The following is a 26,345-nucleotide window of genomic DNA, read 5'->3' as shown; positions in this document are numbered from 1 at the left end:
TTACCGATTGTTGAGCTTTCGACCAGGAACGGCGTCTTTATACATATCGCCCGTTACTGGGTCCATCGAGCCTAAATGCACACCTCGTTTGTTGTAAACCTCAATATCGTTATGCGTGTGGTCCCATTCATAAAACAGCTTCCCGTCTGTCTTTACACCGTTGCCAGCACTATTAAGCTCTCGCCAAACAGGGCTGTCCGCTTTCGATGGGTTTGCTTGACGAGCATTATCTCCGTCGCTGCCACTATTAAACGTCGCATTACCAGGCACATACCCCGGCGTTCCCGGCGTCGGCGCAACCGCAATCGTACATACCGGCGGCACGCACACCACAGCCGGTACTGCCGCGCCACCCGCCGCAGGTGGCTTCGAATTCCCGCCCGGGCCGTTCAGGTCGTTCGGATCAAGATACGGCCCTTGTGCGCCATTCGCATTGACCAACGCCGCGAACTGATTTGCAAGGTTCGCCGCACCACGCCCCGCGCTTGCGAACTGATCACCAATCCAGCCGAACGCAGAATTATCGGTGCTGCCGCTCCCCTCGCCATTACCCGTGCTGCGATTATAGAAGTCTGCATTGCTCGCGGCGGTCGCCCCTGTGCCTCCGCCGACCAACCCGCCAAGCCCGCCCGCGATGATATTCGCTGCTACGTTACCCGCCAGTTGCGCCGCGTCGCCACCGCCCAACGCATCGCGCGTGCCGTTGGCTGCGCGGTTCAAGTCTCCCGCCGTCCACGCTGCAAGACCCGCTCCAGCCGCGCCTTGCGCAGCACTTCCCGCGCCGCCACCGCCAAGGCCGCCCACCAGCCCACCGCTGGCGACGTGCAGTGCAATGCGATTGCTGCCGCCTTCGTCCCATGAAGCCGCATCGGCGGAGTAACGCGCGTAGGCCGCCATATCGCCCGCGTCCTTTGCGGCTTGTGCTGCGTCGCGCGCGTCTTGCCTCTTGCCGTCCGCATACTCGCCAATACGCTTCGATGCCGCTTCGCTTGCCGCGCCCACCGCCGACATTAAATCGGATTGCTGGTTCAGCAGATTGTTCACGTCAGGCAGCTTCGATACCGCGCCGTTCGCGCCGGTCGTGTCACGGCTCAGGTTTGCAATGTCCTGCGTCTGATGATCCTGGTCCGTGATATTGATCGTACCGCCACTGATCGCGCTTCGCGTGGTGGCGCTCGAACTGCCGCTGTCGCTTGCAAACGTCGGCAGGAGTCCACCCGAGTTATGCACCGAGTCCGTTCCATGCGTCGCGTAGTTGTTACCGCCGCTGCCAACTCCGCCGCCCGCCGTGATGCCGAAGCTGTTCGCATCGTAGCTCGAATGGTTCGCGATATCGGAGAAGGTGAGGGTGCCTGTGGTCAGTGTATTTTTATCGGCTGTAGCATCGCTTGCGATTACCGCACCATGCAAATCCGTGTTGCCCTTCACGTTCAAATTAAAGCCATCCGCTCCCGCATGGATACCCGACTGTTCTTCAACACTCCGATAGTCACCGCTCGCATTGCCCGCGCTGTGGTTGAAGCTGCCCGATGCACCGCTTGAACTGATCGCGAAGCCTCCACCCGAACTGTTCTGTTGCGCGCTGCTCGTGCTTGTGTCTTGCACGCTCGCGATATTCAGATTCCCGCCAATATCGGCTGTGACGCTTTTCCCGTTCACGTTTGCGCCAATGATGTTCGTGTCGCCGCCCGAGACGATGGTCACATTATTGGCCGCATTAACGTGCGTATTATTTTGCGCCGTCGAATCGGAGTTCGCGTTCCCATGCGCTTTGGACATCGACGCATCGACACCAACTCCCCCGGTTCCGACCGATACCCCCACGCCCGCGCTTTTCGACTCGTTCGTGCTGCGCGTGCTGTCCGTATCCGTGCTGTTCGTGAGATTGACCTGATTGGCCGCGCTCAGAATCACGTTATTGGCGTTCACATCGGACCCGGCGATGTTGACATTGCCTTGATTCCGACCTTGGCCCGTGGCAACGAACGCCGCCGTGCCGCCCGCGGTCACCGTCGAACCGGTATTGTTCGTGCGATCTTCGCTAAAGGTCGATTTACTGCTGGATGTTCCCCAACTCAACTCGATCTTCGCATCGGGAATATTGCCCGCAGCCAAGTCCTGCGCCGCGCCTGCTGCATCATAGGCACCGCTCGCCGCTGCCATCGCATGCAAGGCACTCGCCCGGCTGTCCTCGCTCCTGCCGCTCGCGCCTCCTTGCTGAAGCGTGTTCTGCGCGGCATCGATCACCGGGGCGCTGGCCGTAATCGAGAAGCCTGTGGTTCTCGATTCATGCGTCTCGTCGTGATGGCGGTTCGTTTGCGACCCATCGATGGTCACATTCGCCGCAATTCCCGTTACGTCCTGTGCCGCAATCACGTCCGACCCGGTCACGTGCAGCGTATTGCCCGCCTGCATGTGCACGCTGCCCGTTGTGCTGCCAATCAGACTGCCTTGTTCACCCGCCACCGTATCGTTGCTCGTATCTTTCTGGCTACTGGTGCCAAACGACAAGCCGCCACCCGAACCGAAGCCCGATTTCTTCGTTTCCTTCGAGTGCGCATCGAGCGATGACGTAGCGGCCGTAGTCACCGTGATGTTATTGCCTGCCGACAGGTTCACGTCACCTGTGCCCGCAATGGTTGCGGCCTTCGCTGTCAGATCGTGACCTGCGGCCACATTCACCGTATCGCCCGACAAGGTCGTGCCGATGGCATCGGTTGATGCATTGGCGTCGTGCGTGGTGGTCTTGGTGCGCGACAGAAAGCCGTGGGATTCCGAATAGTGATCTTCGTTCACGCTGCGGCTTTGCGTGCCTGCGCTCAGGTTGATATCGTTGCCCGCAGTCACGTTCAGCGCGTTTCCAGCAACCACATTTGCAGCGGTCGCGTTCACGTCATGCCCCGCTGCAATCGATACGTCACCACCCGCGTCGATCTGCGCACCTACGTCCGCACTTTGCGACGTACCGCGCTGGTTCTTGCTGTCCCATGTGGATTGAATGCTGTCGCTGACCGTGAGCGTCTTGAGGTTCACATCGTTGAGAGCGGCGAGCGCGAGGTTGCCCGTCGCGTTCAAGGCGCTCGCGGTGATCGTCAGATCGTGACCAGCGCCGATGGCGAGGTTGCCCGCGTTGATCGTGCTCAACGCACCGATGCCGCTCGTTGTCGTGTTCAGCCCATTTGCGCTCCAGCTTTGGCTGCCGATGGTGATATCGCGTCCCGCTGTGATCAACGCATTGTCCGCGACGATCTTGCCGGCGAGGTTGGTGAGGTCCGTGTTCGCGTGTGCAATCAGCGTTGAACCAGCAAGCGTGCCGTTCACGTTGCTGACGTTCTCACCGCTGACAATGGTGACGCCACGGCTTGCAATCGTGCCCGAGTTCGTGACGTCGCCGCTATTCTGGATACTCACGTTCTTGCCCGATATCAGCGCACCCGTGCCCGTCACGTCCATGTCGTGGGCGTGCAGATACACCTGTGGGGTGAGGACGTCCTGCGTGCTGCCATCGGCGAGGGTCACGGTTTGCTTGACCAGCCAGACGATATCGCTCGTGAGCGCGGCCATCTGTGCGTCGGTCAGCGCCGTGCCGATCGTCAGGTTAAACGCGCTCGCGGCTTGCACGCCGCCATTCAGCAGCGCCTTGTACTCGGCTTCGTTGCTGGTGTAGTCGCCGATGAAACGCTGCCCGGTCAGCGTCAGCACTTGTTGCGCGACCAGTTGTTGTTCATAGAACCCGTCGCCGATGCGCTTGATGACGTTATCGGGGTTTTGGTTCAAGGCACGAATCATCGTGTCGCCCGATATCCATGTCTTGAAGTTCGCGTAGGCCGGATCGGTTTCGATCAGGTAATGACTGCCCGGATCGCTTTGCGTGCGATACAGCGCATTGTTCGGCAATTGCAAGGGCGGTGTGATCGTGCGGATGACTTCGCCGCCAAGGTTGGCCGTGGGACCTGCGCTTGGCGGTGGTGCGGCGGTTGTACTGGTCGCGGGCGTATTGAGTGCGCTCGCGCCCGGTGCGTTCACCGTGACCGCGCCCGGCGCGTTGATTGCGCCTGCGTTGCCTGCTGCGACGTTTACGCTATCGATGCTGGCTGCCCCGCCAACGCCACTCAAGGATGCGCCTTGTGCGCTGCCAGAAGCAATGCTGAGCGCACCGCCCACGCCGGTCGCGCTGTCGCTTGCGACCGGCACGCTGCGCATGGTTCCCGGCGTGACGCTCGCCGTGGTCGGCAGGATCGACAGATTGATCACTTGATCATCGAGCGTCTTGCTGAACGGCTGCGCGCTGCTCCACTTGCGCCCGCCGCCTTGGGCCTGTGACGAAATGACGGTGCCTTCCGCGATAGTCCGCTTCACGCCCAATGCGTCCGCATTGATCGTCTGCGGCCCTGTGCCGTTAAAGTCGCCACCGGCTGCAAGCTGGCTTTTGTCGTTGTTCAAACTGCCATTGATCGACAGATCGCCGCCCGCCAGTATCTGGCCGGGCGCGCTCGACGTGACGCTATCCTCGGTCGTCGTCTGAGCGTTGATGGTGAGCATGTCGAAGTTGCTTACCAGCCGCGATTTGAAGTCGATATCGAATGCGGCGATGGCGTCATTGAGCGCCACGTATTGCGCGACATACGCTGTATGTGCCGTCTCCCAGGCGGCGAAACACGCGGCATCGGACGGCTTGCATGTGGTCGCAGGCTCCGGCGGCAGGGCGGGCGGCGGGGTCACGCCAAAGACGGACCATATTGGATTGTCCACCGAGTAGGCGAAGGTTTCGGGCGCGGTGATCATCTGCGCATTGTCACCACCGCCGACTGGATAGCTCGTCTCGGGTGCGTAGGCCAAGCCCACGGGGTACACCGTGGTCCACGATTTGCCCCCTGCCTGAACCGGGTAGGGAATCGAATGAAGACCCTTGCCAAGTTGCACGTCCTCGCCACTACGGTTGGGCGTGGTGTCGCCATCGTAGTTAAAGGGTGGTCCATAGCGCGCCTGTGGATACTGGGTCGAGGGTAGAAGCATGGTCCAGTATTCGGTTTGCGTCTGCCACGTGTCCTTCGGATTGATCGTGCCCGGCATCAGGGCGTGCAGGTGGTTGCTCTCGTTGAGATAGAACCATGTGTCGGCTGCGGCAAGCAGCACGTCCGAGCCCGGTTGCATGTAGTAATACTGCGGCGACGTGCTGGTGGTGGTCGTGGCAGTGGCGAAATGCGAATTCAGGTTATCGATGCGGCCTGCATCGATTGTCAGGTTGCCGCCTGCCTCGATTGTCGCGGAGTCGTTCGTGACTTGCGCGGCGCTCCCCGTAGCATGGCCGCTTGCATCGAGCGCACCGCCGACGCGCAGATCGTCGTTCGCGAGAATGTATGCGCCTTCGCGGTTCGTGAGCGTACCCACGCCCAAGTCGATATCGCCACGCGAGGCAATCACGCCCGCGGTGCCTTTGGCGTTTATGTCGTTATTGAGCGTGCCTGTGCCCACGGCAATCGAATCACCGTAGATGCGCCCGGTATTCGTCACGGCTTGCGCGTCGATGCGCGTGTCGCCGCCATTGATCAGGCCGTCGTTGTTCACGTTCTGCGCGGCGATCACATGCGTGCTGGCTTGCCCCGCGATCACGCCCGTGGACGTGTTAGTCACGTTCTGCCCGGAGACGGTCAGTGCATTACCCGCCGTGATCGAGCCGCTATTGGCAATATCGCCTGAGGTGTTCAGGTTCAAATCGTGATCGGCCTGCACAGAACCTGTGTTGGCAAAGTCGCTTTGCAACGATAGATTCACGTCGCCCTGTGATTGGATCGTGCCGTCGCCTGTCAGGGCAAGCGCCGAGATGTTGGCGTGCGTGCCCCCGTTCAAATCGCCTTGCGTGTTGGTCACGTCGCCCGTGGCGGCAATATCGAGTGCGCCGGTTGATGCAATCTCGCCCTGCGAATTGTCCAAGGTTCCTGTGTTGACGGCGGTCCATTGATCGGAACGGATCGCGCCTTGCGTGTTATCGAGCGCGGTCGTGGTGATGGAAACCGTACCGCCTTCCATGCCCTGACCCGGCGAGTTTGTGTTTGTGTTCGAAGTGACACGCGCGTTCATGTCAAGCGCGCCGCCTGCGTGAATCAGCCCGGCGTCGTTATCCACGTTGTCGGCGGTGAGCGTTGCCGCGCCGTTCGATCCGAGCGTGCCGCCCCGGTTCGATAGCCCGCCGTCTGTGCTGACGGTCAAGGCGTTCTGCGCGGTCATGCTGCCGGTATCGTTCACCAGATTCGCCGCATGAACGTTCAACGTATCCGCCGACGAAATTGCACCTTGCGCGCTGTTATCGACTTGGCCTGCGTTGACGGAGACCTGTGTCGTGCCCGTCATCAAGCCGCCGCGATTGTCGAGCGACGCGCCTTGCGTATCCACGCTCAACGCATCGGCAGCCTGAATCACGCCTTGCGCATTAGTGAGGCCTTGCTTGGTATCGACCGATACGTCGCCTGCCGTACCGACAATGGCGCCGTTGCTGTTATCGGTGGTCCGCGTGGTGAGCGTCACACGCTGGCCGCTGATTGTGCCGCCGTGGTTGGTCAGCGTGTCCGCGTTCAACGTGGTGGCGTCGGCAGAGGCGAGCGTTCCCGCATCGTTGTTTAACGTGCCCGTGGTGTTCACTGACAGTGCGCCGGTCACCGAACCCACCACGCCGCCCGCATTTTGCAGATTGTTCGCGCTGACTATTGCGCTGTCATTCGCGGCAATCGTGCCCGCCGTGTTATCGATATCGCCAGAACTATTGACCGTAGCGGTGCCTGCCGAGGTGAGACTGCCGGCGCGGTTGCTGATGCGGGCCGTATCAAGGGCAAGCGTGCTGCCTGCAATGATCGCGCCTTGATCGTTGGTCAGTGTCTCTGTCTTGATTCGCGTATCTTGAGCGGAGATGAGGCCAGACGTGTTATCGATATTGGCGGCGTCGAGTTTGCTTGTGCTGGCGGAAGCGATCTGGCCGGAAGCGTTATTCAACGCTTGGGCGACATCGACCTGTACCGCGTTGGCGCTGATCAGGCCGCGTGTGTTGGTGGCCGAGTTGGCCGCAAGCGTCGCCTGTTTCGCGGCGGCAAGCGTGCCATCGGTGTTGTCGAAATCCTGCGCGCTGACGGTGGTGTCGCCGCCGCTGGCAATCGTGCCCCCGGCATTTGCAACCGTTCCGTTTACGGCCAGCGAGAAGTCGCCAAGCGCGGTGCCCAACGTGCCGCCAGTGTTATCGACGCTGCTTGCACCGTCGATATTCGTGACCCGCGTACCCACAATGCGGCCCGCGCGATTGTTCAAGACGCCATCGACGTGCAGGTCTACGGTGTCGCCGTTGAGTTCGCCACCGGCATTCGAAGTAAGCGGCCCATTAAGGGTAAGCGCATGCGCGGCGCTGATCACCCCTGCGGCGTTATCGATCGAGCGGGCCGTGAGCGTGGTATTACCCGCGCTTGCGATCAGTCCGCCACTCGTATTCGACAACGAGCCGCCAGCGGAAATCGTGGCGTCGCCCTGTTGAGACCCAATGGTGCCCGCTGCGTTATTCACGTCACCTGTGGCAGTTACATTCACGTCATGTACGCCGACGATCTGCCCGCCGTGCGTGTCGAGCGTGGACGCGTTCACGGCCACTGTATCGCCAGTGATTTGACCTGCGGCATTCGTGAGCCTGCCGGTATCGACGCTCGCGGCTTTCGATGCGCCGATCACACCGCGTGTGTTGTCAAACGATTGCGCCCGTGTCGTGGTGTTGCCGCTGCTGGTGATCAAACCATCGACGTTGGCGAGCGCGCCGCCTGCAATGACGGTTGCACCGGATTGCTGTGAACCGATGGTGCCTGCTGCGTTATTCACGTCACCTGTGGCCGTTACGTTCACGTCATGAACGCCGACAATCTTCCCGCCGTGTGTGTCGAGTGACGTAGCCGCGACGTTCACCGTATCGCCCGTGATTTGACCTGCGGCATTCGTGAGCCTGCCGGTATCGACGCTCGTCGCTTTCGATGCGCCGATCACGCCGCGTGTTGTCAAACGATTGCGCCCGTATCGTAGTGGTGTCGCTGCTGGTGATCAAACCATCGACGTTGGTGAGCGCACCGCCTGCAATGATGGTTGCACCGGACTGCTGAGACCCGATGGTGCCCGATGAATTGTCGATATCGCCGGAACTCTGCACATTCACGTCATGCGTGGCGATGATCTTGCCGCCGCGTGTATCAAGCGCGTTTGCGACGACATTGACGGTATCGCCGCCGATCTGCCCATTTTCGCTGTTCACGCTTGCCGCGTGGACCGAAGCGTCTTGCGCGGCGCTGATAATGCCGCTGGTGTTATCGAGTGCGGCGGCGGTGATGCCTGTGTTGGCGGCACCGGCAATTGTGCCGTTTGCGTTGGACAAAGCACCGCCCGCAGCGACATTCGCGTTGCCCTGCTGTGAACCGATGGTGCCCGATGAATTGTTGAGATCTCCACTCGCCGATACCGTCACGTCATGGACCGCGATGATCTGCCCAGCGTGCGTATCAAGCGTATTGGCCGCGACGTTGACCCGGTCGCCGCTCATCTGGCCGGATGCGTTGGTCACGCGACTGGCCGTGACATTCAATGTCCGACTCGCGCTGATAATGCCGCTGGAATTATCGAGCGATTGTGTTAGCGTCGTGGTGTTATTCGCGCTGGTAATCGTGCCGCCGACATTCGCCAAAGCGCCGCCTGCGGTGATGCTTGCATCGCGTTGCTGCGAGCCAATCGTGCCCGCTGAATTATTCAGGTTCGCCGTAGCCGAAACGCGTACATCGTGAACCGCGATGATCTTGCCGCCTTGCGTGTCGAGCGAATCTGCTGCCACGTTGACCGAGTCGCCGCTGATCTGGCCTTGGTGCATCGTCAGGTTGCTCGCGGTGACACTAGAAGCCTGCGCGGCGCTGATCGTGCCGCTCGAATTATCAAGCACATTCGCCGATACCGCCGCCGCGCCCGTCACTGATCCGATCGTGCCGCCCTGGTTGCCGATAGCCGCTGCACGCACGGCTATATCCTGCTGTGCGACAAGCTGGCCGCCCGCGTTCTGCACGCTCGCGGTATCGATATTCAGCGCGCCTTGCGAGGACACCGCGCCGTCGCGGTTATCAACTGCGCCCACCGCCAGGTTCAACGGTGCCTGACTCGCAATCGAGCCGTGCTGATTGGTAAGCGTCCCGCCAACCCGCACGTCAAGCGCGGGCGCATCCAGCGTCGCGTTTGTGTGCAGAACGTCGCCCGCAACCGCGAGCGTGGCGACATTGCCCGCGTGAATCCAGCCATTCGATAGGTCGGCGCTTGCGGCTTGCACCAACGCATTCTCACCGCCCTGAATCGCGCCGCTGTTTTGCACGACGCCCGATGCAACGGCGCTCACGCTTCCCTTGGCGTTCACGGTGCCATCGGTAGCGATGCCGCCTGCCAGCGTGCCCGTGTTTGACACGCTCTGGCCTGTGCTGCTCAGATTCGTGCGCGCGGTGACCGTGCCGGTATTGGTCAATGCGCCCATGGCGATAAGCGCAACCTCGCCATCGGTCGCGACCGTTCCAGCATTGGTAATCGATGTGGCGCTGACCTGTGCATTGTTTGCCGCGAGCAGTGCACCCTTGGGCGCGATCGTCACGTCGCCATTGTTTGTGACCTGAATGTCGCCAGTGAGCGAGTTGAGCGTGCCGCCGAGATTCACGCCTACGCCAAGCTCGGTGCCCACCAGCCGCACCGCATTGTTGCCATACATGCCGCCCAGCGCAGAGACGTCGATGGCGACTACCGGACGCGGGCGCGCTCCGGGAATGGGCGTGGCGCTGCCATCGGCGTAGCTCACCTGATTCGCGCCCGTAGTAGCGTTGAGTTGCTGCGCCCAGATCTGGCCGTTGATCTGCATGGCTCGCGCAATCAGGTCTGTTTGGCTGGCACCACGCGTGTCAAGCCCCTGTCCGTCAATAGTAATGCCGCCTTGCGCGACATTCAGGCGCGCGAGCGCACCGTTGGCATCGAGAACCGGCACGCCTGTGGACAAGGTCACGCGCGGCGCGGCAATAAAGCCGCAGCCGTTGCAGTAGATTCCCGCAGGATTGGCAATGATGACATTGGCCGCACGCCCCGCGACTTCAGTCATGCCGAGCAATTGCGAGCGATTGCCGCTGGTGACTTCGTTCACAATCGTTCGCGCGCTCTGGTTGCCCATGAACGGGTTGCCTTGCACCCAGCCTGCGGTTTGCGTCTGGCTGTTCTGACCGCTGTTATTGAGAATCAGGCCCTTTTGGCCGACGTTGTAGTCCGTGTATTTGTTATGGCTTGTACCCGCAGCATTCGGTGCGACGATATTGACCACGGGAACGCCGTTTCCAGCCACGCCCACTGCGGGATGTGCACCGCTTGCGTTACGGTCGGGCGTAACCGGGAGGTTTGCCTGCGCATACGCGGGTTCCACAAGCAGCGGTTGCAGACCGAACACGCACAGCGCGGCGAACGCGCATGCACGAGCAGCAAACCAGAGGGAGCAGGGAGACGCTTCGTTCCCGCTTTCGGGCGCGACCGGATTGATCGCGGCGTCGGCTTCGCCCTGCGCTTTGCCATGTGCGCTTGCGAATTCGGCGACTGCCACCATCATGCTTCGCAAACGGTTGAATACCAGCCGGAAACGTCCCTGATTCATTCTTTTTCTCTCTCGTCTTTGTGATGCTCTGTATCGAGCTTTATCGTGTTTCGCGCCAAGCTAACGCGAAGCTAAAACAGCGTGCTTGCCTGGAACATCAGCGCCGGGCCGCTTGGAAACCCACGGGGCTTGACTACCGGCCAGCCGAGCGTGAGTTCGTAATCGATTGCCGCGTACCGGCTTGCCGGAAGGTGCCCGCGCAAGCCAAGCGCTGCGCCCATCAACGTCTGACCGAGCAGATACTCCACATTCGGTCCGCTCACGCGCCCCGTATCGAACGCGACGAACGGCATTTGCCCCGCGACGCTCAATCCCAGTTCGTTGCGCCACACCCATCCGCTTTCGGCAGCGAGCGTGGTTTGGCCGTCAAAGCCACGCACCGTGTAAGGCGAGCCGATAGTGAAGTCGTCGTTTGGAATCAGCCGCGTGTACGCGTGTTGCCAGTTGAACTGGCCGCTATAGCGCAGGCTCTGGCTTGCAACGGTGAACGGAATCGTCGCTTGCAGATTGCCGGTCAGGATTTTTGTCTTGCTGTCCCAGCCGGGCTCGCCGAGCACCGAGCCGGGAAGTTTGGTTACACCCAACAAGGTTTGCCGCCAGCCCGCACCGCCGCTTACCACCGCTGGCCCGATGAACTGCTGGTGCGAAAGCGTGGCTTCGACGCCGATCAGGTCACGCGCTTGATAGTCGAGTGTTTGATCGTCAAGGTAAGCGTGATTGAAGCGGTGATATAACTTCGCTTGGACGCTGGTGCGTGCCGAAGCGCTGCGATAGGGTACAAACCCGATTCCCGCATTGACTTCGGCGCTGTCACCGCGATACTGCTGCGGCTCCATGTATCCGGCCACCGTTTGCAGATAACGCGACGTGCTTGCGTTCACGAAGAACGACGCGTAGCCCAGCGGCACGTTCCAGTTCACCGCGCCCGAACGCGAGGCTTTCTGGTGATCCGTGAAGTCTGCGTTCGTGCTGCCTGAGAGCGTGAGTTGATCGTATAAATGCAGCGGAGAATCGAACGTGAAAGTCCCGTTCAGATTGAAGCGCCCGGTTGAATCGATGCCGTAGTTATCAGCGCCAATAGTGGCGTGCCAGCGTTTGCTCGTGAGCGGATCGGCAGCGGGTTTGATAAGCAGCACCGATTCGCCCAGGGCATTGCCGGGCTGAATATCGAAGGCGGTATCGGCCTGACCGCTCAGGCGACGTATCGATTCGAGCGCTTGGTCGGCATCGCGCTGGTTGTAAATTGCCCCCGGATAAGTGGGCAGCACCATGCGCGACCAGCCGATTTCGGGACCAATGGCCGGGCTAGGTGTGGAAGCTGCTGAAGCGGGGAGGGTGGGCGCGTCGGTGGACGTCGATGGCGTCCCCTGCGCGTTCGTCCAGTCATCCGATGTGGCAACGCGCACCGCGCCGATGCGTCCGGCAACCACGTCCATGTTCAGAACGCCGGTCGCCAGATTCTGTTCCGGGATCAACACCCGCGAGGTGATATAGCCGCGCTCGATCAGCGCGTTGTTGGCTGCTTCGCCAATGACGCGAATCGCTTGCTTGCCAATGCAGGCACCGATGACTGGCTGCAACCGTGCATCGAGCCAACTAAACGGGTTGTGCAGCAGATGCAGTTCGCGCACCGGAAAGCATGGCGTTTCCTGTGGCAATGAAGCCAGATCAATTACCGGTAACGAGGGCGCTTCAGTGAGTACGCTCGGGCGCTCGTTGGCCCGCTCCTCGGTCTGCTGGCGCTGCTCGTCCTGACGCCGTTGCGCGTCGATGCCTGGGGCCCTGACTTGAGCGGTACTAAACCCAGCTGCGCTTAGGAAGGCGAGTCCTGCGGCGACGGCAAACAGTGTATGGCACGCGTCGCGACTTAAACTCATGTAATCGGATCTTGGATTTGTTCTGATTGCGAAGTAACGATCGAAGCAACGATGTCGTCCAGTGCGTCAAGAATGAAAATACTTTTTAACGGCGCGCAATTTTAATGGGCGCGTTCCCGCTTAATGGATCAGATATTTCCTAAATGACCTGGAAGGGTTCCACCAGTTGAGATAACTGTGGGATTGGCGTATTGGGGAGTCGCAGCAGGGTGCCGGCAGGCGATCAGTTTGCCGATTTCTCCACACATCGCTTAGATCGGCCGCGATCGTTCCAGCGAGAAGGCCGGGCAGGGTGTTGTGCCGCTGCCGCTTTTATCGTTCAGCGCCAAGCATCCCGCGCCCGCTATATATCAGAAAGGGTCTAAAAGATGACGCAATCGTCGTAGCGTTTGCACAGGTTTTCGAATCGAAGCATGAGCTATAAGTGGGACAGTCTTGTTGTATCTAAACGCTGGCCGGCGCCACCGACGCACCGTTGATTTCGTGCCGCTTCAACGCATTCGCAACAAACCCCGACGCTTTCATTTCCTCGACAAACGCCGCCAGATACCGCGCCGCATTTTCACCCCGGCTTTTCGGTGTTCCCATTGCCTGTTGTATCACCATGAAGCGCTTATCGAAGAGACGAAGGCCGGGGATCTGCGCGGCATCGGCTTCGAGTTGCTGCTTCACGCCGGCCGCAACTTCCAGCCCTTGCTCGATAAACATCCGCACCACCGCTTGCGACGACGGCGCCCGCACGATCTGTGCGGCTTTCAATTCGCGTGTGAGGAACAGGTCGTACGCGCTGCCTTTGCCGACGACCACGCGGTTTGCCGCTTGATCCACGTCGGCATTTTCCCGAAGCGGCGATGCTTCGCGCACGAGATAGAAGCCTTCGATCAGCACATAGGGCGCGGTGAACGCAACGCTCGCGCCGCGCACTGGATCGATGGCGAAAAAACCGAAGTCGGCGCGCTCGCTGGCGAGAGCATCGACGCACTGGCTGGCGGTATCGAAGACGATCAACTCGACTTCCATGCCCAAGCGCTTGCCAAATTCCCGCGCGAGATCCACCGATACGCCAAACGGCTTTCCTGTCGACGGATGCATGTTTGCAAGTATCGGATTGCCCAGGTTGATGGAAGCACGAAGGCGTCCGCCCGGAGTGAAAGCGGCGCGTATGGATGGATCGATTGTCATGAGGTCGCCAGGGTTCAAGGATGTTGTTGTCAGTTTTTCCCGCAGCCCGGCGTATGAATCCGGGCCCGTTTCGGTCACGCAATATTCCACTGCTGGCGCTATGCTACCGCTTTCGCTTACCTGTTCACCCGTTCAACCAAGGACCCAATCATGAAACAGACACCAGGATCAATGATCAGCTTTAAGCGCCCCGACGGGCAGGAAATCCAGGGTTATCTCGCGAAGCCGCACAAGCTCGAAGGCGCGCCGGCGATTGTGGTGATCCAGGAATGGTGGGGTTTGAACGACCAGATTCGCGGTGTCGCCGACCGGTTTGCGCAGGCCGGATATATCGCGCTGGTGCCGGACCTGTTTCGCGGAAAGTCTACGGTCGAGGAGGCGGAGGCGAACCACTTGCTGACCCAGCTTGATTTTGGCGACGCCGCCGGCCAGGACATTCGCGGCGCAGTGCAATATTTGCAGACGCAGTCCGGGCGCGTGGCCGTGACCGGCTACTGCATGGGCGGCGCGCTGACGCTGCTGGCGCTCAGCAACATTCCCGAGGTCGCGGCTGGCGTGGTCTGGTACGGCTTCCCGCCGCTGGAATACGTCGATGCATCGAAGATCAAGGCGCCGGTGCTCGGGCACTGGGCCACGCAAGACGAATTCTTTCCGGCCGAAACGGTTGATCTGCTGGAGAAGAAACTGGCCGATGCGAACGTCGATGTCGAGTTTCATCGATACCTCGCGCATCACGCGTTCGCCAACGAAACGGCGGTTGGGCCGGGCCGTATCGCGAGAACGCAGTTCGATCCCGTCTGGGCGCAACTGGCGTGGGACCGGACGCTGACGTTTCTTGGCAAGACAATGTGGACGCAGAAGTAATCGCGCTTTTAACGTGCGTTCGGGCAGCCCGCGGCTACCCGAAATGTCCTGTGCCGGCGCCGTTCAGCCGGGGATCTCGGGTTCGACCAGCTTCGCCAACTGAAGCAGCGACTCCTGCCAGCCGAGATAACACATCTCCACAGGAATGACTTCGGGCACGCCTTCCTGCACGATCGTGAGTTCGGTTCCACACGACACCTGCCGCAACGTGACGGTGACGTTCATCTGGCCGGGCAGTTCCGGGTTGTCGAACCGGTCCCAGTAGCGGATCTTCTCGAACGGCACGAGCTCGACATACTCGCCGCCGAACGTGTGGCTGTTGCCTGTGCCAAAGTTGCGGAACGACATCTTGAACGTGCCGCCAACGCGAGCGTCCATGTGGTGAACCTGACAGGTGAAGCCGTGGGGAGGCAGCCACTTCGCCAACCCGTCGGCTTCAAGAAATGCGCGATAGATCCGTTCAGGCGTGGCGCGCAGGACGCGCTGTAGGTTGATGGTTCCCGTAGTCATGGTGTGCTCGCTTTCAATGAAAGAGTTGGACATGCCCCGACGACGATTCGACAAGGCGGTTATCGACATGGGCCGGATCAGGGAAGACCCGTAGGCGTCGATAATTTCAACCGGCTTTCATGTTCTCACGACCGCGGCAATCCAGCACGTTACGAAGCAGTTCGACCACCGTTCACGCGCAGCACCTCGCCGGTCATGAAACTCGCCTTATCCGACGCTACGAACCGGATGGCGTCAGCCATTTCATCCGGCGTTCCAGCCCGCTTGAGCGGCACGCCCGCGAGAAATGCCGCCTTGCGTTCAGCGTTTGCCGTAAGGCGGTCGAGCATGGCGGTGTCTACCGGACCGGGCGCGACCGCGTTGACCCGCACGCCGAACGCCGCCGCTTCGAGCGCCGCGGACCGGGTCAAGCCCTCGACCGCGTGCTTGCTCGCCGTATATATGGACGCGCCCGCCGCGCCACGCACGCCCATTGTGGAAGAAATATTCACGATGCTGCCGCTGCCCTGGGCCGACATCACACGGAGTTCGTGTTTCATGGCGAGCAAGGTGCCGAGTACGTTGGTGTCGAAAACAGCCGCGTAGCGTTCCGGCGTCTGCTCCATGACCGGCGCCGATTCGCCTTCCGAACCGGCTGAATTGACGGCAATGTCCAGCCGCCCGAAACGTTCTACGGCGTCATCCACGAGCCTCCGGACATCGTCTTCGAAGCGCACGTCGGCTTGAATGAATTCCGCTTGCGCGCCGAGCGCGACGAGTTCCGCCGCCAGCATCCGGCCTTCTTCCGCCCTGCGGCCGGAGACCACGACGCGTGCGTCGTCACGCGCGAACGCGAAGGCGGCGGCGCGCCCAATGCCGCTCAACGCGCCGGTGATGAGTACAACAGGCTTGCTGGACATTTTTCCACTCCTCATACGAACTTGTTCAAAGCGTGACCACGATCTTTCCGAACTGGCCGTTGGTTTCCAGATAGCGATGCGCGTCCACCATTTCATCGAACGTGAAAGTACGGTCGATGACCGGCTTGAGCGCGCCGCTCTCGAATCCCTTGAGCACGTATTCGACGGCAGCCTTCCGGCGAGTTTCGTCGCCGCTCGTGAGCCAGATGTTGTGCGCCTTCACCGTCAGCACCTTCGCGATCATCTCGAGCACGGGCAGCGGCGTGACGTCCTCGCTCAATGCACCGTAGATGTACGCGATACCGCCAAACGACAGCGCGGATATCAGCTTCGCGAAGTTCGGGCCGCCAACCGGATCAAAGGCCACGCGCGCGCCCTTGCCCTCGGTGATGCGCATGATTTCATCGAGCAGGCTGGTTTCGTCGGTGACGATCACGTGCGCCGCGCCTGCATCGAGCAATTGCTGTTTCTTTTCGGCCGTACGTGTCAGCGCAATCGACGTGGCGCCGGCGTAGTTGGCGATCTGGATGGCCGCGAGTCCAACGCTGCTGGACGCCGCCGGCACGATCACGAAATCGCCCTGGGTCACCTTTGCATCTTCGATCAGCGCGCCATAGGCCGTGACGAACATCATCCAGACAGATGCGGCCTCGGCGAACGAAAGCGATTCCGGATGCTGCACGACCGCATAGTCCGGCGCGATGATCGTTTCGCCATAGGTGAAGTACTGGTTCATTGAAAACGATGGAATCACGTTCACCTTGTCGCCGCGCGCCAGGCCCGTGACATTGCTGCCGACGGCGTCCACGGTGCCGGCCGCTTCGTAGCCAAGACCAGCCGGAAATTTGACAGGTTCGATGTACGCGTCCATACGCCACATCGATTCCGCGCGATTGAGGCCGATTGCCTTGACGTTGATACGGACTTCGTTGGGACCGGGCGCGGGGACGTCTGTATCGACGAATTCGAGCACTTCAGGACCACCGGCTTTTGCGAATTTGATCGTGCGTGACATGTGAATCTCCAGAAGAAACGGGTTGAGGTGGTGGTGCGGTGTCTACAGTAGAGCATCAGGCGGAATGATGCTTTTTTGGCTCTCTACGCCTTGGCGCTCGGCCGCGCGGATACTTCGTCGTACCACCGGCGCAATGCGTCATGGCTTTCCGGAATCGGCATCTTCAATGCGTTGGCCGCAAAGTCGACCGTCGCGAGCGTTGTGATGTCGGCGGCCGAGAAAGCATCGCCCGCGACGTAGCGCACGGTTGCCAGGCGCTCGTTGAAGTCGTTGAAAAAATTCGCCACGCGTTGTTTGCTGCGCTCGACCAGTTCGGGAATCTGCTTGTAGTCATGGGGTCCCGACAATGCCCGGTCTTTCAGTCCCGCAGCGGCGTTACGCACGCCTTCCATGACAGGCGCGAAGCCATCCAGTTCTGCACGGCGTTCCCACATGGTGACGAGCGCCTTTGACTGCGGCGTGGTCCCGAGCAACGGCGTGTCCGGATACGTTTCTTCCAGATAACGCCAGATCGCAAGGACTTCTGCAATCACAGGACCGTCGGCAAGCGCCAATGCCGGCACCTGGCTGCGTGGATTGATTGCGCGGTACGCATCGGAGAACTGTTCCTTCGCGCCAAGATCGACCGGCTGGACGGGAATGCTGATACCTTTCTCCGCGATGAACATGCGCACACGGCGCGAGTTCGGCGAACTCTTCGATTCATGAAGTACAGGTGCGGAAGTCATTTTAGAAGTTCCTATGATGGATATGGATAACTAACTAACAGGATTTAAAGTTTCGAGCCGCCGTCCACATGCAAGGTTTCGCCTGTCACCCAGCGTGCGGCATCGGAGGCTAGAAACACGACTGCGCTGGCAATGTCGTCAGGTTGCGCGACGCGTTTGAGCGCCTGCATGCCAGTCGCGGCGTTGCGGCCTTCCTCGGTCTTCGTGAAGCTCGACATGTCGGTGGCAACGACGCCCGGCGCGATTGCGTTCACCCGAATCCCGCGTTCACCGAGCGCCAATGCGAAGTGCTTGACGAGCGTATCGACCGCGCCTTTCGTCGCTGCGTAAGCGGACAGCTTGCCTACCACGGCATGCGCCGCCAGCGATGACAGCAACACCACGCTGCTGCCCGTGCACATCACCGGCAGCAGTTGCTGCACGAGAAAGTAGGGCGCGCGAACGTTTACGGCGAAGAGGTTGTCGAAGTCCTCCACAGTCGTTTCCTCGATACTCGCCGCCTTCGATACCCCCGCGTTCGCCACCAGGATATCCAGCCGCTGTCCCACGACTGCCCGCACGCGCTCGGCGAGCATATGCGGGCCATCTGCATCGCGAAGATTGGCGGCGATCTTCTGCGCGTTGCCGCCGGCCGCGCGAATCTCGGCGACGACAGCCTCGGCTTCCTTTTCACCGCTGCTGTAATGCACCAGCACTTGTGCGCCTTCGCGGGCAAGCGTGAGCGCCGTAGCGCGGCCGATGCCGCGTGAAGCGCCTGTGACAAGCGCGGTCTTTCCGCTGAGATGGGTCATGACAAACTCCTTGAGCCGGTTGAAAACGATTGAACGATTCAGATGCCTTCGTCCAGGAACTGCGTGACGTGCGAGACAAAGCGTTCCGGGTACTGATAAAGCGAACCGTGATTCGCATCGGGATAGATGATCAACTGCGCGTTCGGGATGTTCTGCTGCAGGATCCAGGAGTTGATCGAATAGATGATCACGTCGTTGTCGCCGTTGACCACCAGCGTGGGCTGCGAGATCGCCTTCAGGTAATCGAAGGGGTTTTCGCGCGGTACGCCCCATTTTGCGAGCGCCGCGAGTTGTGCTGGCGCGACCGATTCGTTGGCTTCAGGATCGCGTTCTTCGCTGCGCAGCCGAAAGCGCTGCAGGAATTTGCGGCCGGCGGCCTGGCTTTCTTGCGACGGAGAAAAATGCACGCGCAGCCAAAGATGATCCGGCTCGTCGTAAGCCACGCTGAAAATTTCCTGCGCTTCGGGCGTCAGCGACTCCATTGATTCGCCACTGCGTGGGCCGGTCCCAACCAGGATCAGGCGGCGCACGAGTTGTGGTTCGGTCAGTGCAAGTTGCTGCGCGATGAGGCCGCCCATCGAAAAGCCGAGAACATCGACTTGTTCAAGCTCCAGCGCCTTGATGAACGCAGCGGCGTTCGCTGCCATCTCTTCAATCGAGTGCGGCACTTCGCCGGATGAACTGGAGATGCCGGCGTTGTTGAACAGGATGACTTCGCGATCCCGCGCGAGACCGTCCGTCACAGCGGGGTCCCAATGGTCCATGGTGCCGGTGAAGTGGATGTTGAACACAAGCGGAACGCCGCCCGTCTTGCCAAAGCGACGGTACGCGAAGCGGATTCCGTTGGCATCGACGAACCGGGTCGGCGCGGTGTGGTGGGTGTGAAGCGTCATGATTTTTTCTCCGGTATAGGTATGAAGCATGGCTGAAGCCGCTTTAGTTGCTGCCGTGGCGTGCTCTGATGCGTAATCTAGGCCGTGCTTGTGTAAAGTAAAAAGACTTTGTAGGCTGGTGGGCATGCCTGAAAAGCATGGATAACTCAAGAGGGCGTATGGAGCTTCGACATTTGCGGTACTTCGTGGCCGTTGCCGAGACGGGCAGCCTGACAGTGGCGGCCGAGCAGCGGCTGCACACGTCGCAGCCGTCGCTCAGCCGCCAGATTCGCGATCTGGAAGACGAAGTCGGCGCGGCGCTTTTCAGCCGCAGCGCGCGGGGCGTCGAGCTCACCGTGGCGGGGAGGGCGTTTCTCGATCACGCGCGGCTCGCCTTGTCGCAAGTCGATGCCGCCATCGAGGCCGCGCGTCGCGCCGCACGCCCCGCGAAGCAGGTTTTCGCGCTCGGCTTCCTGACGGGGCAGGAAATGACGTGGTTGCCGTGCGCCATGCAGGTTTTGCGCGACGAACTGCCGAATATCGATGTCACCGTGTCGAGCCACTATTCGCCCGATCTCGCGGACGCCCTCGCGCGCGGCAAGCTCGACCTCGCATTCCTGCGGGCGGAACCGGGCTTTGATCTGGACTATCGCGTGGTCAGCCGGGAAAAGCTGCTCGTGCTGATGCCAAGCGATCACCCGCTCACGGCGCGCACGGCGATCCGGCCGGAGGATTTCACCGGCGAGACGCTCATCATGGCAACGAACAAGGCGGCGGTGCTCCATGACGTGGTCGCGCGATATCTGCAGGAAAGCGGTATTGACATCACGCCTGAGCATGGCGTCGATAACCTCGCCATGGCAATGTCGCTGGTTGCGTCCACACGAGGGCTGGCGCTCATGCCGGAGTACGCGAACAACCTGCTGCCGTGGTCCGTCGTCAGCCGGCCGCTGGAAGGCGATGCGCCGACCGTGGATCTGGTGATCGGCTACAGCAAGTCGAATGCTTCGCCTGTTCTGAAGATGTTTCTTTCGAGGGCTCAGGAACTGATCGTGCCGCAGGTTTGAGCATCGCCGGTTCCCTCGCTACAAGCCGCCGCGGGTGCGGTGAATTCCAGGAATAAGTAATATAATCAACAGGAAAGCATCAAACGAGAGTTCGGGCTTGACCATCGGCAACCATTCACCGGTTTGATATATCGCTCACGAGGAGCCTGTTTATTCCATGGGGAGTTCTTCCGGCGCCTACAACGATCGCGACGCATACGGCAATAGCGACGACGAGACGTTGGTGTCAGTAACCATCGCGGACAACCCGGGCGCGACTGGCCACTCGATCAAGCCGTCAGGAAATGCTTCGCCATCCTCAGTAGCGTGGATTTCGCCGGGAAAAATCGTCGAAATCGGCGATATCTCCATCTCGGGTGGCATGTTTTATTTTGGGGATGTTCATCGCTCGACGCCCCGTTCAATCGAAGCATGCGTAATCGACGCCCGTGCGGAAGTTGCCGACACGGGCGCGAATCCCGTAGTTGCGCTCGGTTCCAAGGAACTGAGCTACGGCACGCTTACGGGCGAGCAGCGCCGGACCTATCTGGAATGGCTTGCCTCGGACCGCAAGAGATCCGATATCCACACCGGTTACCTGTTTTTCTACTTGTACGGGCTCGAGCGGCGCGTGCTTGTGGACGGCGCGGCAGGTCGGGTCGGGGAAACCGAATTCGCGGAGATTGCGCGGGAACTGCGGCGTTTGCTGAATATCGATGCAAACTATTCATGGCAGAGGCATTTGCGCAATCTGCTGGAATCGGTTGGCCTGATGTCGTCGCGAAACGGGAAAATGTACGACAAACCTGCGCCGCGCGGCCTGGCGATGGGTTATCAGGTGCCCATGGACGTGCGCGTGGCTTTCGCGCAAGCCGCCGTCGACAAACACCCGGTGCCCGCCGACTGGGCGCTCGCGTGGGCGAAGATGGATCCGTTGCTTGTGCGCCGTGCAGCCGTCACGCGTTGTCCGGAAGAGTTCGATAAGGTATTCATTCGCAAGTACGCCGAGCGTTTCAGGCTCGGCATGCTGCTTTCGGTGAACCGCACCACGCTTGAAGTGCGTCCCGATCCCGCGTTCATTGCGCTCAGGAATTTGCCGGTACCGGGATTCCTCGTCGGCTTGCCGGACATTGGCGCGATCAACGGACCGCGCGGCAGGCTGCAATCGCTGATGAACGAAGCGGCGAGCGCGCTCGACTCGTACAGCCGCTATCTGGGCAGGTTTCCGGGCGCGGCGGGAACGCTCGACGCCACGTTGATGCTGCCCGTCGAACTATGGCCGGACGCCATGCAGCACACGCTCGATGCGCTTGCGGACGAAGTGAAGGAAAAGCCTATACACGTCTCGACATTCGGCGAACTTCTCGGCAGATTCAAGTTCACGGGGAACATGACGCGCGACAAGACCACGGCGTTTTGCGCCGTGCTTTCGCAGAGCGCAATTGTGATCGAACCCGATGTCAGGCTCGGCGCGCGTACGCCGAAAGTGGGCGACGCGCTGGCGCTTTTCATGGCGCCTCCAGGCGACGAAGTCCTTGCGGTCGACGACACATACTCAATCGCCGCGGTCGCGATCGACCTCGCTGCGGCCGTGGCCACGGCTGACGGCAGCGCGTCGAATGCTGCAATCACCGTGATCGATACACGGATCGACACGTGGCAGCAGTTTTCAGAAGAACTCAAGTTGCGCTTGAGAGCGAGAAGCCGTGTGCAGCTTGCCAGTCGCGCGTCCATCGCGGGGTTCAGGAAACGGTTGGAGCCGTTGAGCGGGGACGTTCGACAAGAACTGGCTTCGCTGCTCGTGCAGGTTGCTAATGCAGACGGCATTGTTTCGCGGGAAAAAGTGAAGGCGCTGGAGAAGGTTTATCGAATGCTGGATACCAGTACTCAACTTCTTTACAGCGCGCTTCATCAGAAGCCGCAAAGCGCGAAAGCGGCGCCGAGCTTTACGCTCGATCCCGCGCGTATTGCGGCGTTGAAGCATGAGACTGCGCGAGTGTCCGCAATCCTTGCTGACGTGTTCGTGGAAGAGCAGCACACAGCAGCGCCCGCAAAAACGCCCGAGACGGATCAACCGCCGGTGCTCGGGCTCGACCACGCCCACTCGAATTTTCTGCGCCTGCTTCTTACGCGTGCATCGTGGACGCGCGACGAATTGCAGGAGGCGGCATCGGCGCTCGACCTGATGCTCGATGGCGCTGTCGAACAGCTCAACGAGGCGTCGCTCGATCACTGGGACGAGCCGCTGACAGACGGGGACGACCCTGTAGAAATCAATCAGGAATTAGCTCAAAGGCTGGCTGCATGACAACGATTCGCCCAAGGGACCGCGACGCGGTCCTGCAATCCCTTCGCGCCGGCGTGGTGCCGCGCATTGGGCAGCATCTGATTCAGGTCGGCCGTGCGAGGGAACTCGACGCGCTGATGAAGGACATTGAACGGGTGGCCGATGGCGGCTCGAGTTTTCGTATCGTCGTGGGCGAGTATGGCGCGGGAAAGACGTTCTTCCTGAACCTCGTTCGCGCAATCGCGCTCGAAAAGAAACTCGTGACCTTGCACGCGGACCTCAATCCGGACCGCCGTTTGCATGCGTCCGGCGGACAGGCGCGCTCGCTCTACGCGGAGCTCGTGAAGAACATGTCCACGCGCACCAAGCCCGATGGCGGCGCGCTGGCGGGCGTAGTGGAGAAGTTCATTGGGCAGGCGAAGACCGAAGCGAAGGCGTCGGGCCGAACCAGCGAGGAAGTCATCCGGGCGCAACTGGGCCAGTTGACCGAGATGGTCAACGGCTACGATTTCTCGGATGTGATCGCGGCGTATTGCCGGGGTTTCGAGGAAGGCAACGAGCAGCTCAAGAGCGATGCAGTCCGCTGGCTGCGCGGCGAATTCTCCACGCGAACCGACGCCCGCGCGGCACTGGGCGTGCGCACCATCGTGGACGATGCAACCATCTACGATCAGTTGAAGCTGCTTGGCCGGTTTGTGCGCATGGCGGGATATAGCGGCCTGATGGTGTGTCTCGACGAACTCGTGAACCTCTACAAGCTGTCCAACGTTCACGCGCGCAACTCGAACTACGAGCAGATCCTGCGCATTCTCAACGACTCGCTGCAGGGCTCCGCCGAGGGCCTGGGCTTCGTGCTGGGCGGCACGCCCGAATTCCTGCTCGATACCAAGCGCGGCCTCTACAGCTATCCGGCGCTGCAATCGCGTCTCGCCGAAAACGCTTTTGCAACCAACGGTCTGGTCGATTACAGTGGGCCCGTTATCCGCCTGGCAAGTCTGACGCCCGAGGATTTCTACGTGCTGCTCGACAAGATCCGCACGCTCTACGCTTTTGGCGACGCAACCCGCGCGCTCGTGCCCGAAGAGGCCATCCCTGCGTTCATGGCGCATTGCGCGGCGCGTCTTGGCGAGGCGTATTTCCGCACGCCGCGAACCACTATCACGGCGTTCATCAATTTTCTCGCGGTGCTGGAGCAGAATCCCGGCCGCGACTGGCGCGAATTGATCGATGTCCTGACAATCGAGCGCGACGACGGCGGCATGACGTCCAACGTTCCCGCTGCACCCACTGACGGTGACGATGAACTCGCCAGCTTCCGGCTCGACTGATTCCCGAAGTTTCGACCTGCTCGACGAACGCATCCGCCGATGGATCTGGGAGGAAGGCTGGACCGAGTTGCGCGATGCGCAGGAGCGCTCGGTGCCGGCGCTTATCGACGCGGATCGCGACGTGATCATCGCCGCGGCCACGGCGGCCGGAAAGACCGAAGCGGCATTTTTCCCGATCCTCTCGAACCTGCTGCGCGACGAACCCGGAGTTGCGAGCGTGCTTTACATCAGCCCCTTGAAGGCGCTCATCAACGATCAATGGTCGCGGCTCGACGGACTCTGCGAGACGTTGGAGGTCCCCGTGGTCGGCTGGCATGGCGATGTATCGGCAAGCCGCAAGCAGCGCTTCCTGAGGAAGCCATCGGGCATCTTGCTCATTACACCCGAATCGCTGGAAGCCATGTTCGTCACGCGCGGATCATCGCTTGCCGCGATTTTTGGCACGCTTCGATATATCGTCGTGGATGAACTGCACGCGTTCATTGGCTCCGAGCGTGGCATGCAGTTGCAGTCTTTGCTCAAACGCGTCGATCTTATCTGCGGACGGTTCGTGCCGCGCGTGGGGTTGTCGGCCACGTTGGGCGACATGCAACTGGCGGCGCAGTTTCTGCGGCCGAAAGCCGGGAGGCCGGTTGAGATAATTGAATCGAAGGGAAGTTCGCGGGAGATACGGCTCATCATCAAGGGTTTCGTGCAGACGCCGGCGCGCGTTGAAATGCAACCGGATATCCGCAGTCCGCAGCTTGAGGACGCCGTGCCCGGCAGCACGCTCGAGATTGTCAACCAGATGTACCTTGCGCTGCGCGGCGCGAACAACCTGGTGTTTCCGAACAGCCGCCGGCAGGTTGAACTCTACGCCGACCTGTTGCGCCGCGCATGCGAGCGCGATGGTCATCCGAACGAGTTCTGGCCGCATCACGGCAGTCTTGCAAAGGAGTTGCGCGAAGACGCGGAGAACGCGTTGCGCGCGGGCGACCGGCCGGCGACAGCCGTGTGTACATCGACGCTTGAACTGGGCATCGATATTGGCGCGGTGAAAAGCGTGGCACAGGTTGGACCGCCGCCATCGGTGGCCGCGTTGATGCAGCGCCTGGGACGCTCGGGCAGACGAAAAGGCGAGCCGGCGATTTTCCGCAGCTACTGCGTGGAAGCGGAACTCAACGCGCACTCCGATTTTTCCGACCGCATTCGCGAAGGACTCGTGCAGTCGATAGCCGGCGTTTTCCTGCTGCAGAAAAAATGGGTGGAACCGCCGAGGGCGCGCGGGCTGCATGCGTCCACGTTCGTGCAGCAAGTGTTGTCGGTGATTGCGGAGCGCGGCGGCGCCACGGCAACCGGATTGTGGGAGACGCTCGTTGCGGACGGTCCCTTCGACATGATCGACAAACCCACGTTCGCCGCCATTTTGCGCAGCCTCGGCAAAGCCGACCTGATCGTGCAGGAGGCGAGCGGCTTGCTGCTGCACGGCGTGCGCGGCGAAAAGCTCGTCAATCACTACGAGTTCTACGCATCGTTTTCAAGCGATGACGAATTTCGTATCGTTGCTGGAAGCAAGCAGCTTGGCTCCTTGCCCGTGGCGCGTCCGTTGATTCCGGGGCAGGGCATCATCTTCGGCGGGCAGCGCTGGCGCGTTCTTGAAGTGGATGCCGAGAGGAAGACGGTATTCGTATCGGCGGATCGGGGCGGCGCGCCGCCGGTTTTCGATGGCGCAAGCGCGATGGTTCACGACGAAGTTCGCCGCGAGATGAAGCGCGTCTTGGCGAGTGATGAGCCGGTGGTTTTCATCGATACAAAAGCGGCGAAGCTTCTGGAGGAAGCACGCAAATATTTTATTGCGGCCGACCTTGCCAACAGGTCGATATTCAGCGAAGGAAATCACATCATGCTCGCCACATGGGCCGGCGACTGGATCAACGACGCGCTGGTCGTCTTGCTGCGTGCCGAAAATCTGGATGCCTGGAATCAGGGTGCGGTTGTGAGCATCGCCGGATCGAAGTTCGAGACTGTCACGAGCGTACTGCAGAAGGTCGGTGCGCGGACGGCTTCGGATTTGACGCGCGCGTTGAGCGTGATCCAGAACATCGAGAATGAGAAGTGGGATTGGGCCCTTCCCGATGATGTCAAACGCGCCGCGTTTGCTTCGTTGCGGCTGGATATGCCGGGCGGAGTTGCATTGGCGCGGCGGCTGGTGGGAGAGAATCAGGGGAGGGTTTGAGCGCGCTCCTCCGCGCGCTCTTATGCATGGGCGGCATCGCGCGTGTTACCCGCGGC

General features: G+C 60.8%; 14 protein-coding genes and 1 pseudogene. 5 read left to right on the top strand and 10 right to left on the bottom strand.

The annotated features are described in order from the left end of the window. The 4 genes and pseudogenes from AWB64_RS32320 to AWB64_RS21605 all read right to left on the bottom strand — a co-directional run bounded on the left by AWB64_RS32320 (position 1) and on the right by AWB64_RS21605 (position 13,734). Positions 1-8,028: a hemagglutinin repeat-containing protein gene (locus AWB64_RS32320; protein ID WP_082850575.1), complete on the bottom strand. Its 8,028-nt coding sequence runs from the start codon at positions 8,026-8,028 to the stop codon at positions 1-3. Positions 8,029-8,281: 253 nt separating this feature from the next. Beyond that, a pseudogene (locus AWB64_RS31005) lies at positions 8,282-10,675 on the bottom strand (two-partner secretion domain-containing protein); the annotation flags it as partial. Positions 10,676-10,746: 71 nt separating this feature from the next. Next, positions 10,747-12,552 carry a ShlB/FhaC/HecB family hemolysin secretion/activation protein gene (locus AWB64_RS21610; RefSeq protein ID WP_063493257.1) on the bottom strand — a complete coding sequence of 602 codons (1,806 nt, stop codon included), beginning with the start codon at positions 12,550-12,552 and terminating at the stop codon, positions 10,747-10,749. A 444-nt stretch (positions 12,553-12,996) separates the two neighbouring features. Next, positions 12,997-13,734, bottom strand: coding sequence for an ABC transporter substrate-binding protein (locus AWB64_RS21605; protein ID WP_060857480.1), 738 nt, complete (start codon positions 13,732-13,734; stop codon positions 12,997-12,999). A gap of 150 nt (positions 13,735-13,884) precedes the next feature. On the opposite strand from AWB64_RS21605, the gene AWB64_RS21600 reads away from it, so the two are divergent. After that, complete coding sequence (locus AWB64_RS21600; protein WP_060857479.1) at positions 13,885-14,598, top strand: dienelactone hydrolase family protein; 714 nt, start codon at positions 13,885-13,887, stop codon at positions 14,596-14,598. A gap of 63 nt (positions 14,599-14,661) precedes the next feature. Here AWB64_RS21600 and AWB64_RS21595 read toward each other — a convergent pair whose 3' ends face one another. The 6 genes from AWB64_RS21595 to AWB64_RS21570 form a co-directional block, all read right to left on the bottom strand. Beyond that, positions 14,662-15,108: an SRPBCC family protein gene (locus AWB64_RS21595; RefSeq protein WP_060857547.1), complete on the bottom strand. Its 447-nt coding sequence runs from the start codon at positions 15,106-15,108 to the stop codon at positions 14,662-14,664. A 149-nt stretch (positions 15,109-15,257) separates the two neighbouring features. Then, a complete protein-coding gene (locus AWB64_RS21590; RefSeq protein WP_060857478.1) occupies positions 15,258-16,007 on the bottom strand; it encodes an SDR family NAD(P)-dependent oxidoreductase in 750 nt (249 codons plus the stop codon). 25 nt (positions 16,008-16,032) lie between these two features. After that, positions 16,033-17,022: a zinc-dependent alcohol dehydrogenase family protein gene (locus tag AWB64_RS21585; RefSeq protein WP_060857477.1), complete on the bottom strand. Its 990-nt coding sequence runs from the start codon at positions 17,020-17,022 to the stop codon at positions 16,033-16,035. An 83-nt stretch (positions 17,023-17,105) separates the two neighbouring features. After that, positions 17,106-17,750: a glutathione S-transferase gene (locus tag AWB64_RS21580; RefSeq protein ID WP_060857476.1), complete on the bottom strand. Its 645-nt coding sequence runs from the start codon at positions 17,748-17,750 to the stop codon at positions 17,106-17,108. 44 nt (positions 17,751-17,794) lie between these two features. After that, positions 17,795-18,541: an SDR family NAD(P)-dependent oxidoreductase gene (locus AWB64_RS21575; RefSeq protein WP_060857475.1), complete on the bottom strand. Its 747-nt coding sequence runs from the start codon at positions 18,539-18,541 to the stop codon at positions 17,795-17,797. A gap of 38 nt (positions 18,542-18,579) precedes the next feature. After that, positions 18,580-19,434, bottom strand: coding sequence for an alpha/beta fold hydrolase (locus AWB64_RS21570; RefSeq protein WP_060857474.1), 855 nt, complete (start codon positions 19,432-19,434; stop codon positions 18,580-18,582). A gap of 158 nt (positions 19,435-19,592) precedes the next feature. Here AWB64_RS21570 and AWB64_RS21565 point away from each other — a divergent pair, with 158 nt between their 5' ends. From AWB64_RS21565 to AWB64_RS21550, 4 genes are all read left to right on the top strand, one after another. Continuing rightward, complete coding sequence (locus AWB64_RS21565; protein WP_060857473.1) at positions 19,593-20,480, top strand: LysR family transcriptional regulator; 888 nt, start codon at positions 19,593-19,595, stop codon at positions 20,478-20,480. 157 nt (positions 20,481-20,637) lie between these two features. Then, the gene (locus tag AWB64_RS21560; protein ID WP_060857472.1) at positions 20,638-22,767 is read left to right on the top strand and encodes a tellurite resistance TerB family protein; all 2,130 of its coding nucleotides are present in this window, start codon (positions 20,638-20,640) and stop codon (positions 22,765-22,767) included. Beyond that, on the top strand, positions 22,764-24,074 hold the full coding sequence (locus AWB64_RS21555) for an ATP-binding protein (protein WP_060857471.1): 1,311 nt from the start codon (positions 22,764-22,766) through the stop codon (positions 24,072-24,074). The genes AWB64_RS21560 and AWB64_RS21555 overlap by 4 nt, the downstream gene beginning before the upstream one ends. After that, positions 24,046-26,289 carry a DEAD/DEAH box helicase gene (locus AWB64_RS21550; protein WP_060857470.1) on the top strand — a complete coding sequence of 748 codons (2,244 nt, stop codon included), beginning with the start codon at positions 24,046-24,048 and terminating at the stop codon, positions 26,287-26,289. Before AWB64_RS21555 ends, AWB64_RS21550 begins: the two co-directional genes overlap by 29 nt. The last annotated feature ends 56 nt before the right edge of the window (positions 26,290-26,345 follow it).

This window comes from Caballeronia sordidicola, assembly GCF_001544455.2.
Classification (GTDB): Bacteria; Pseudomonadota; Gammaproteobacteria; order Burkholderiales; family Burkholderiaceae; genus Caballeronia; species Caballeronia sordidicola.
Note: the sequence above shows the minus strand (reverse complement) of the source record. Positions and strands in the feature narration are given on the sequence as shown.

Excerpts from the sequence above, each read along its gene's own strand:
- AWB64_RS21575 (WP_060857475.1), bottom strand. The coding sequence starts at position 18,541 with ATGACCCATCTCAGCGGAAAGACCGCGCTTGTCACAGGCGCTTCACGC.
- AWB64_RS21565 (WP_060857473.1), top strand. The coding sequence starts at position 19,593 with ATGGAGCTTCGACATTTGCGGTACTTCGTGGCCGTTGCCGAGACGGGC.
- AWB64_RS21595 (WP_060857547.1), bottom strand. The coding sequence starts at position 15,108 with ATGACTACGGGAACCATCAACCTACAGCGCGTCCTGCGCGCCACGCCT.
- AWB64_RS21570 (WP_060857474.1), bottom strand. The coding sequence starts at position 19,434 with ATGACGCTTCACACCCACCACACCGCGCCGACCCGGTTCGTCGATGCC.
- AWB64_RS21580 (WP_060857476.1), bottom strand. The coding sequence starts at position 17,750 with ATGACTTCCGCACCTGTACTTCATGAATCGAAGAGTTCGCCGAACTCG.
- AWB64_RS21560 (WP_060857472.1), top strand. The coding sequence starts at position 20,638 with ATGGGGAGTTCTTCCGGCGCCTACAACGATCGCGACGCATACGGCAAT.
- AWB64_RS21555 (WP_060857471.1), top strand. The coding sequence starts at position 22,764 with ATGACAACGATTCGCCCAAGGGACCGCGACGCGGTCCTGCAATCCCTT.
- AWB64_RS21605 (WP_060857480.1), bottom strand. The coding sequence starts at position 13,734 with ATGACAATCGATCCATCCATACGCGCCGCTTTCACTCCGGGCGGACGC.
- AWB64_RS21550 (WP_060857470.1), top strand. The coding sequence starts at position 24,046 with ATGAACTCGCCAGCTTCCGGCTCGACTGATTCCCGAAGTTTCGACCTG.
- AWB64_RS21610 (WP_063493257.1), bottom strand. The coding sequence starts at position 12,552 with ATGAGTTTAAGTCGCGACGCGTGCCATACACTGTTTGCCGTCGCCGCA.
- AWB64_RS21585 (WP_060857477.1), bottom strand. The coding sequence starts at position 17,022 with ATGTCACGCACGATCAAATTCGCAAAAGCCGGTGGTCCTGAAGTGCTC.
- AWB64_RS21600 (WP_060857479.1), top strand. The coding sequence starts at position 13,885 with ATGAAACAGACACCAGGATCAATGATCAGCTTTAAGCGCCCCGACGGG.
- AWB64_RS21590 (WP_060857478.1), bottom strand. The coding sequence starts at position 16,007 with ATGTCCAGCAAGCCTGTTGTACTCATCACCGGCGCGTTGAGCGGCATT.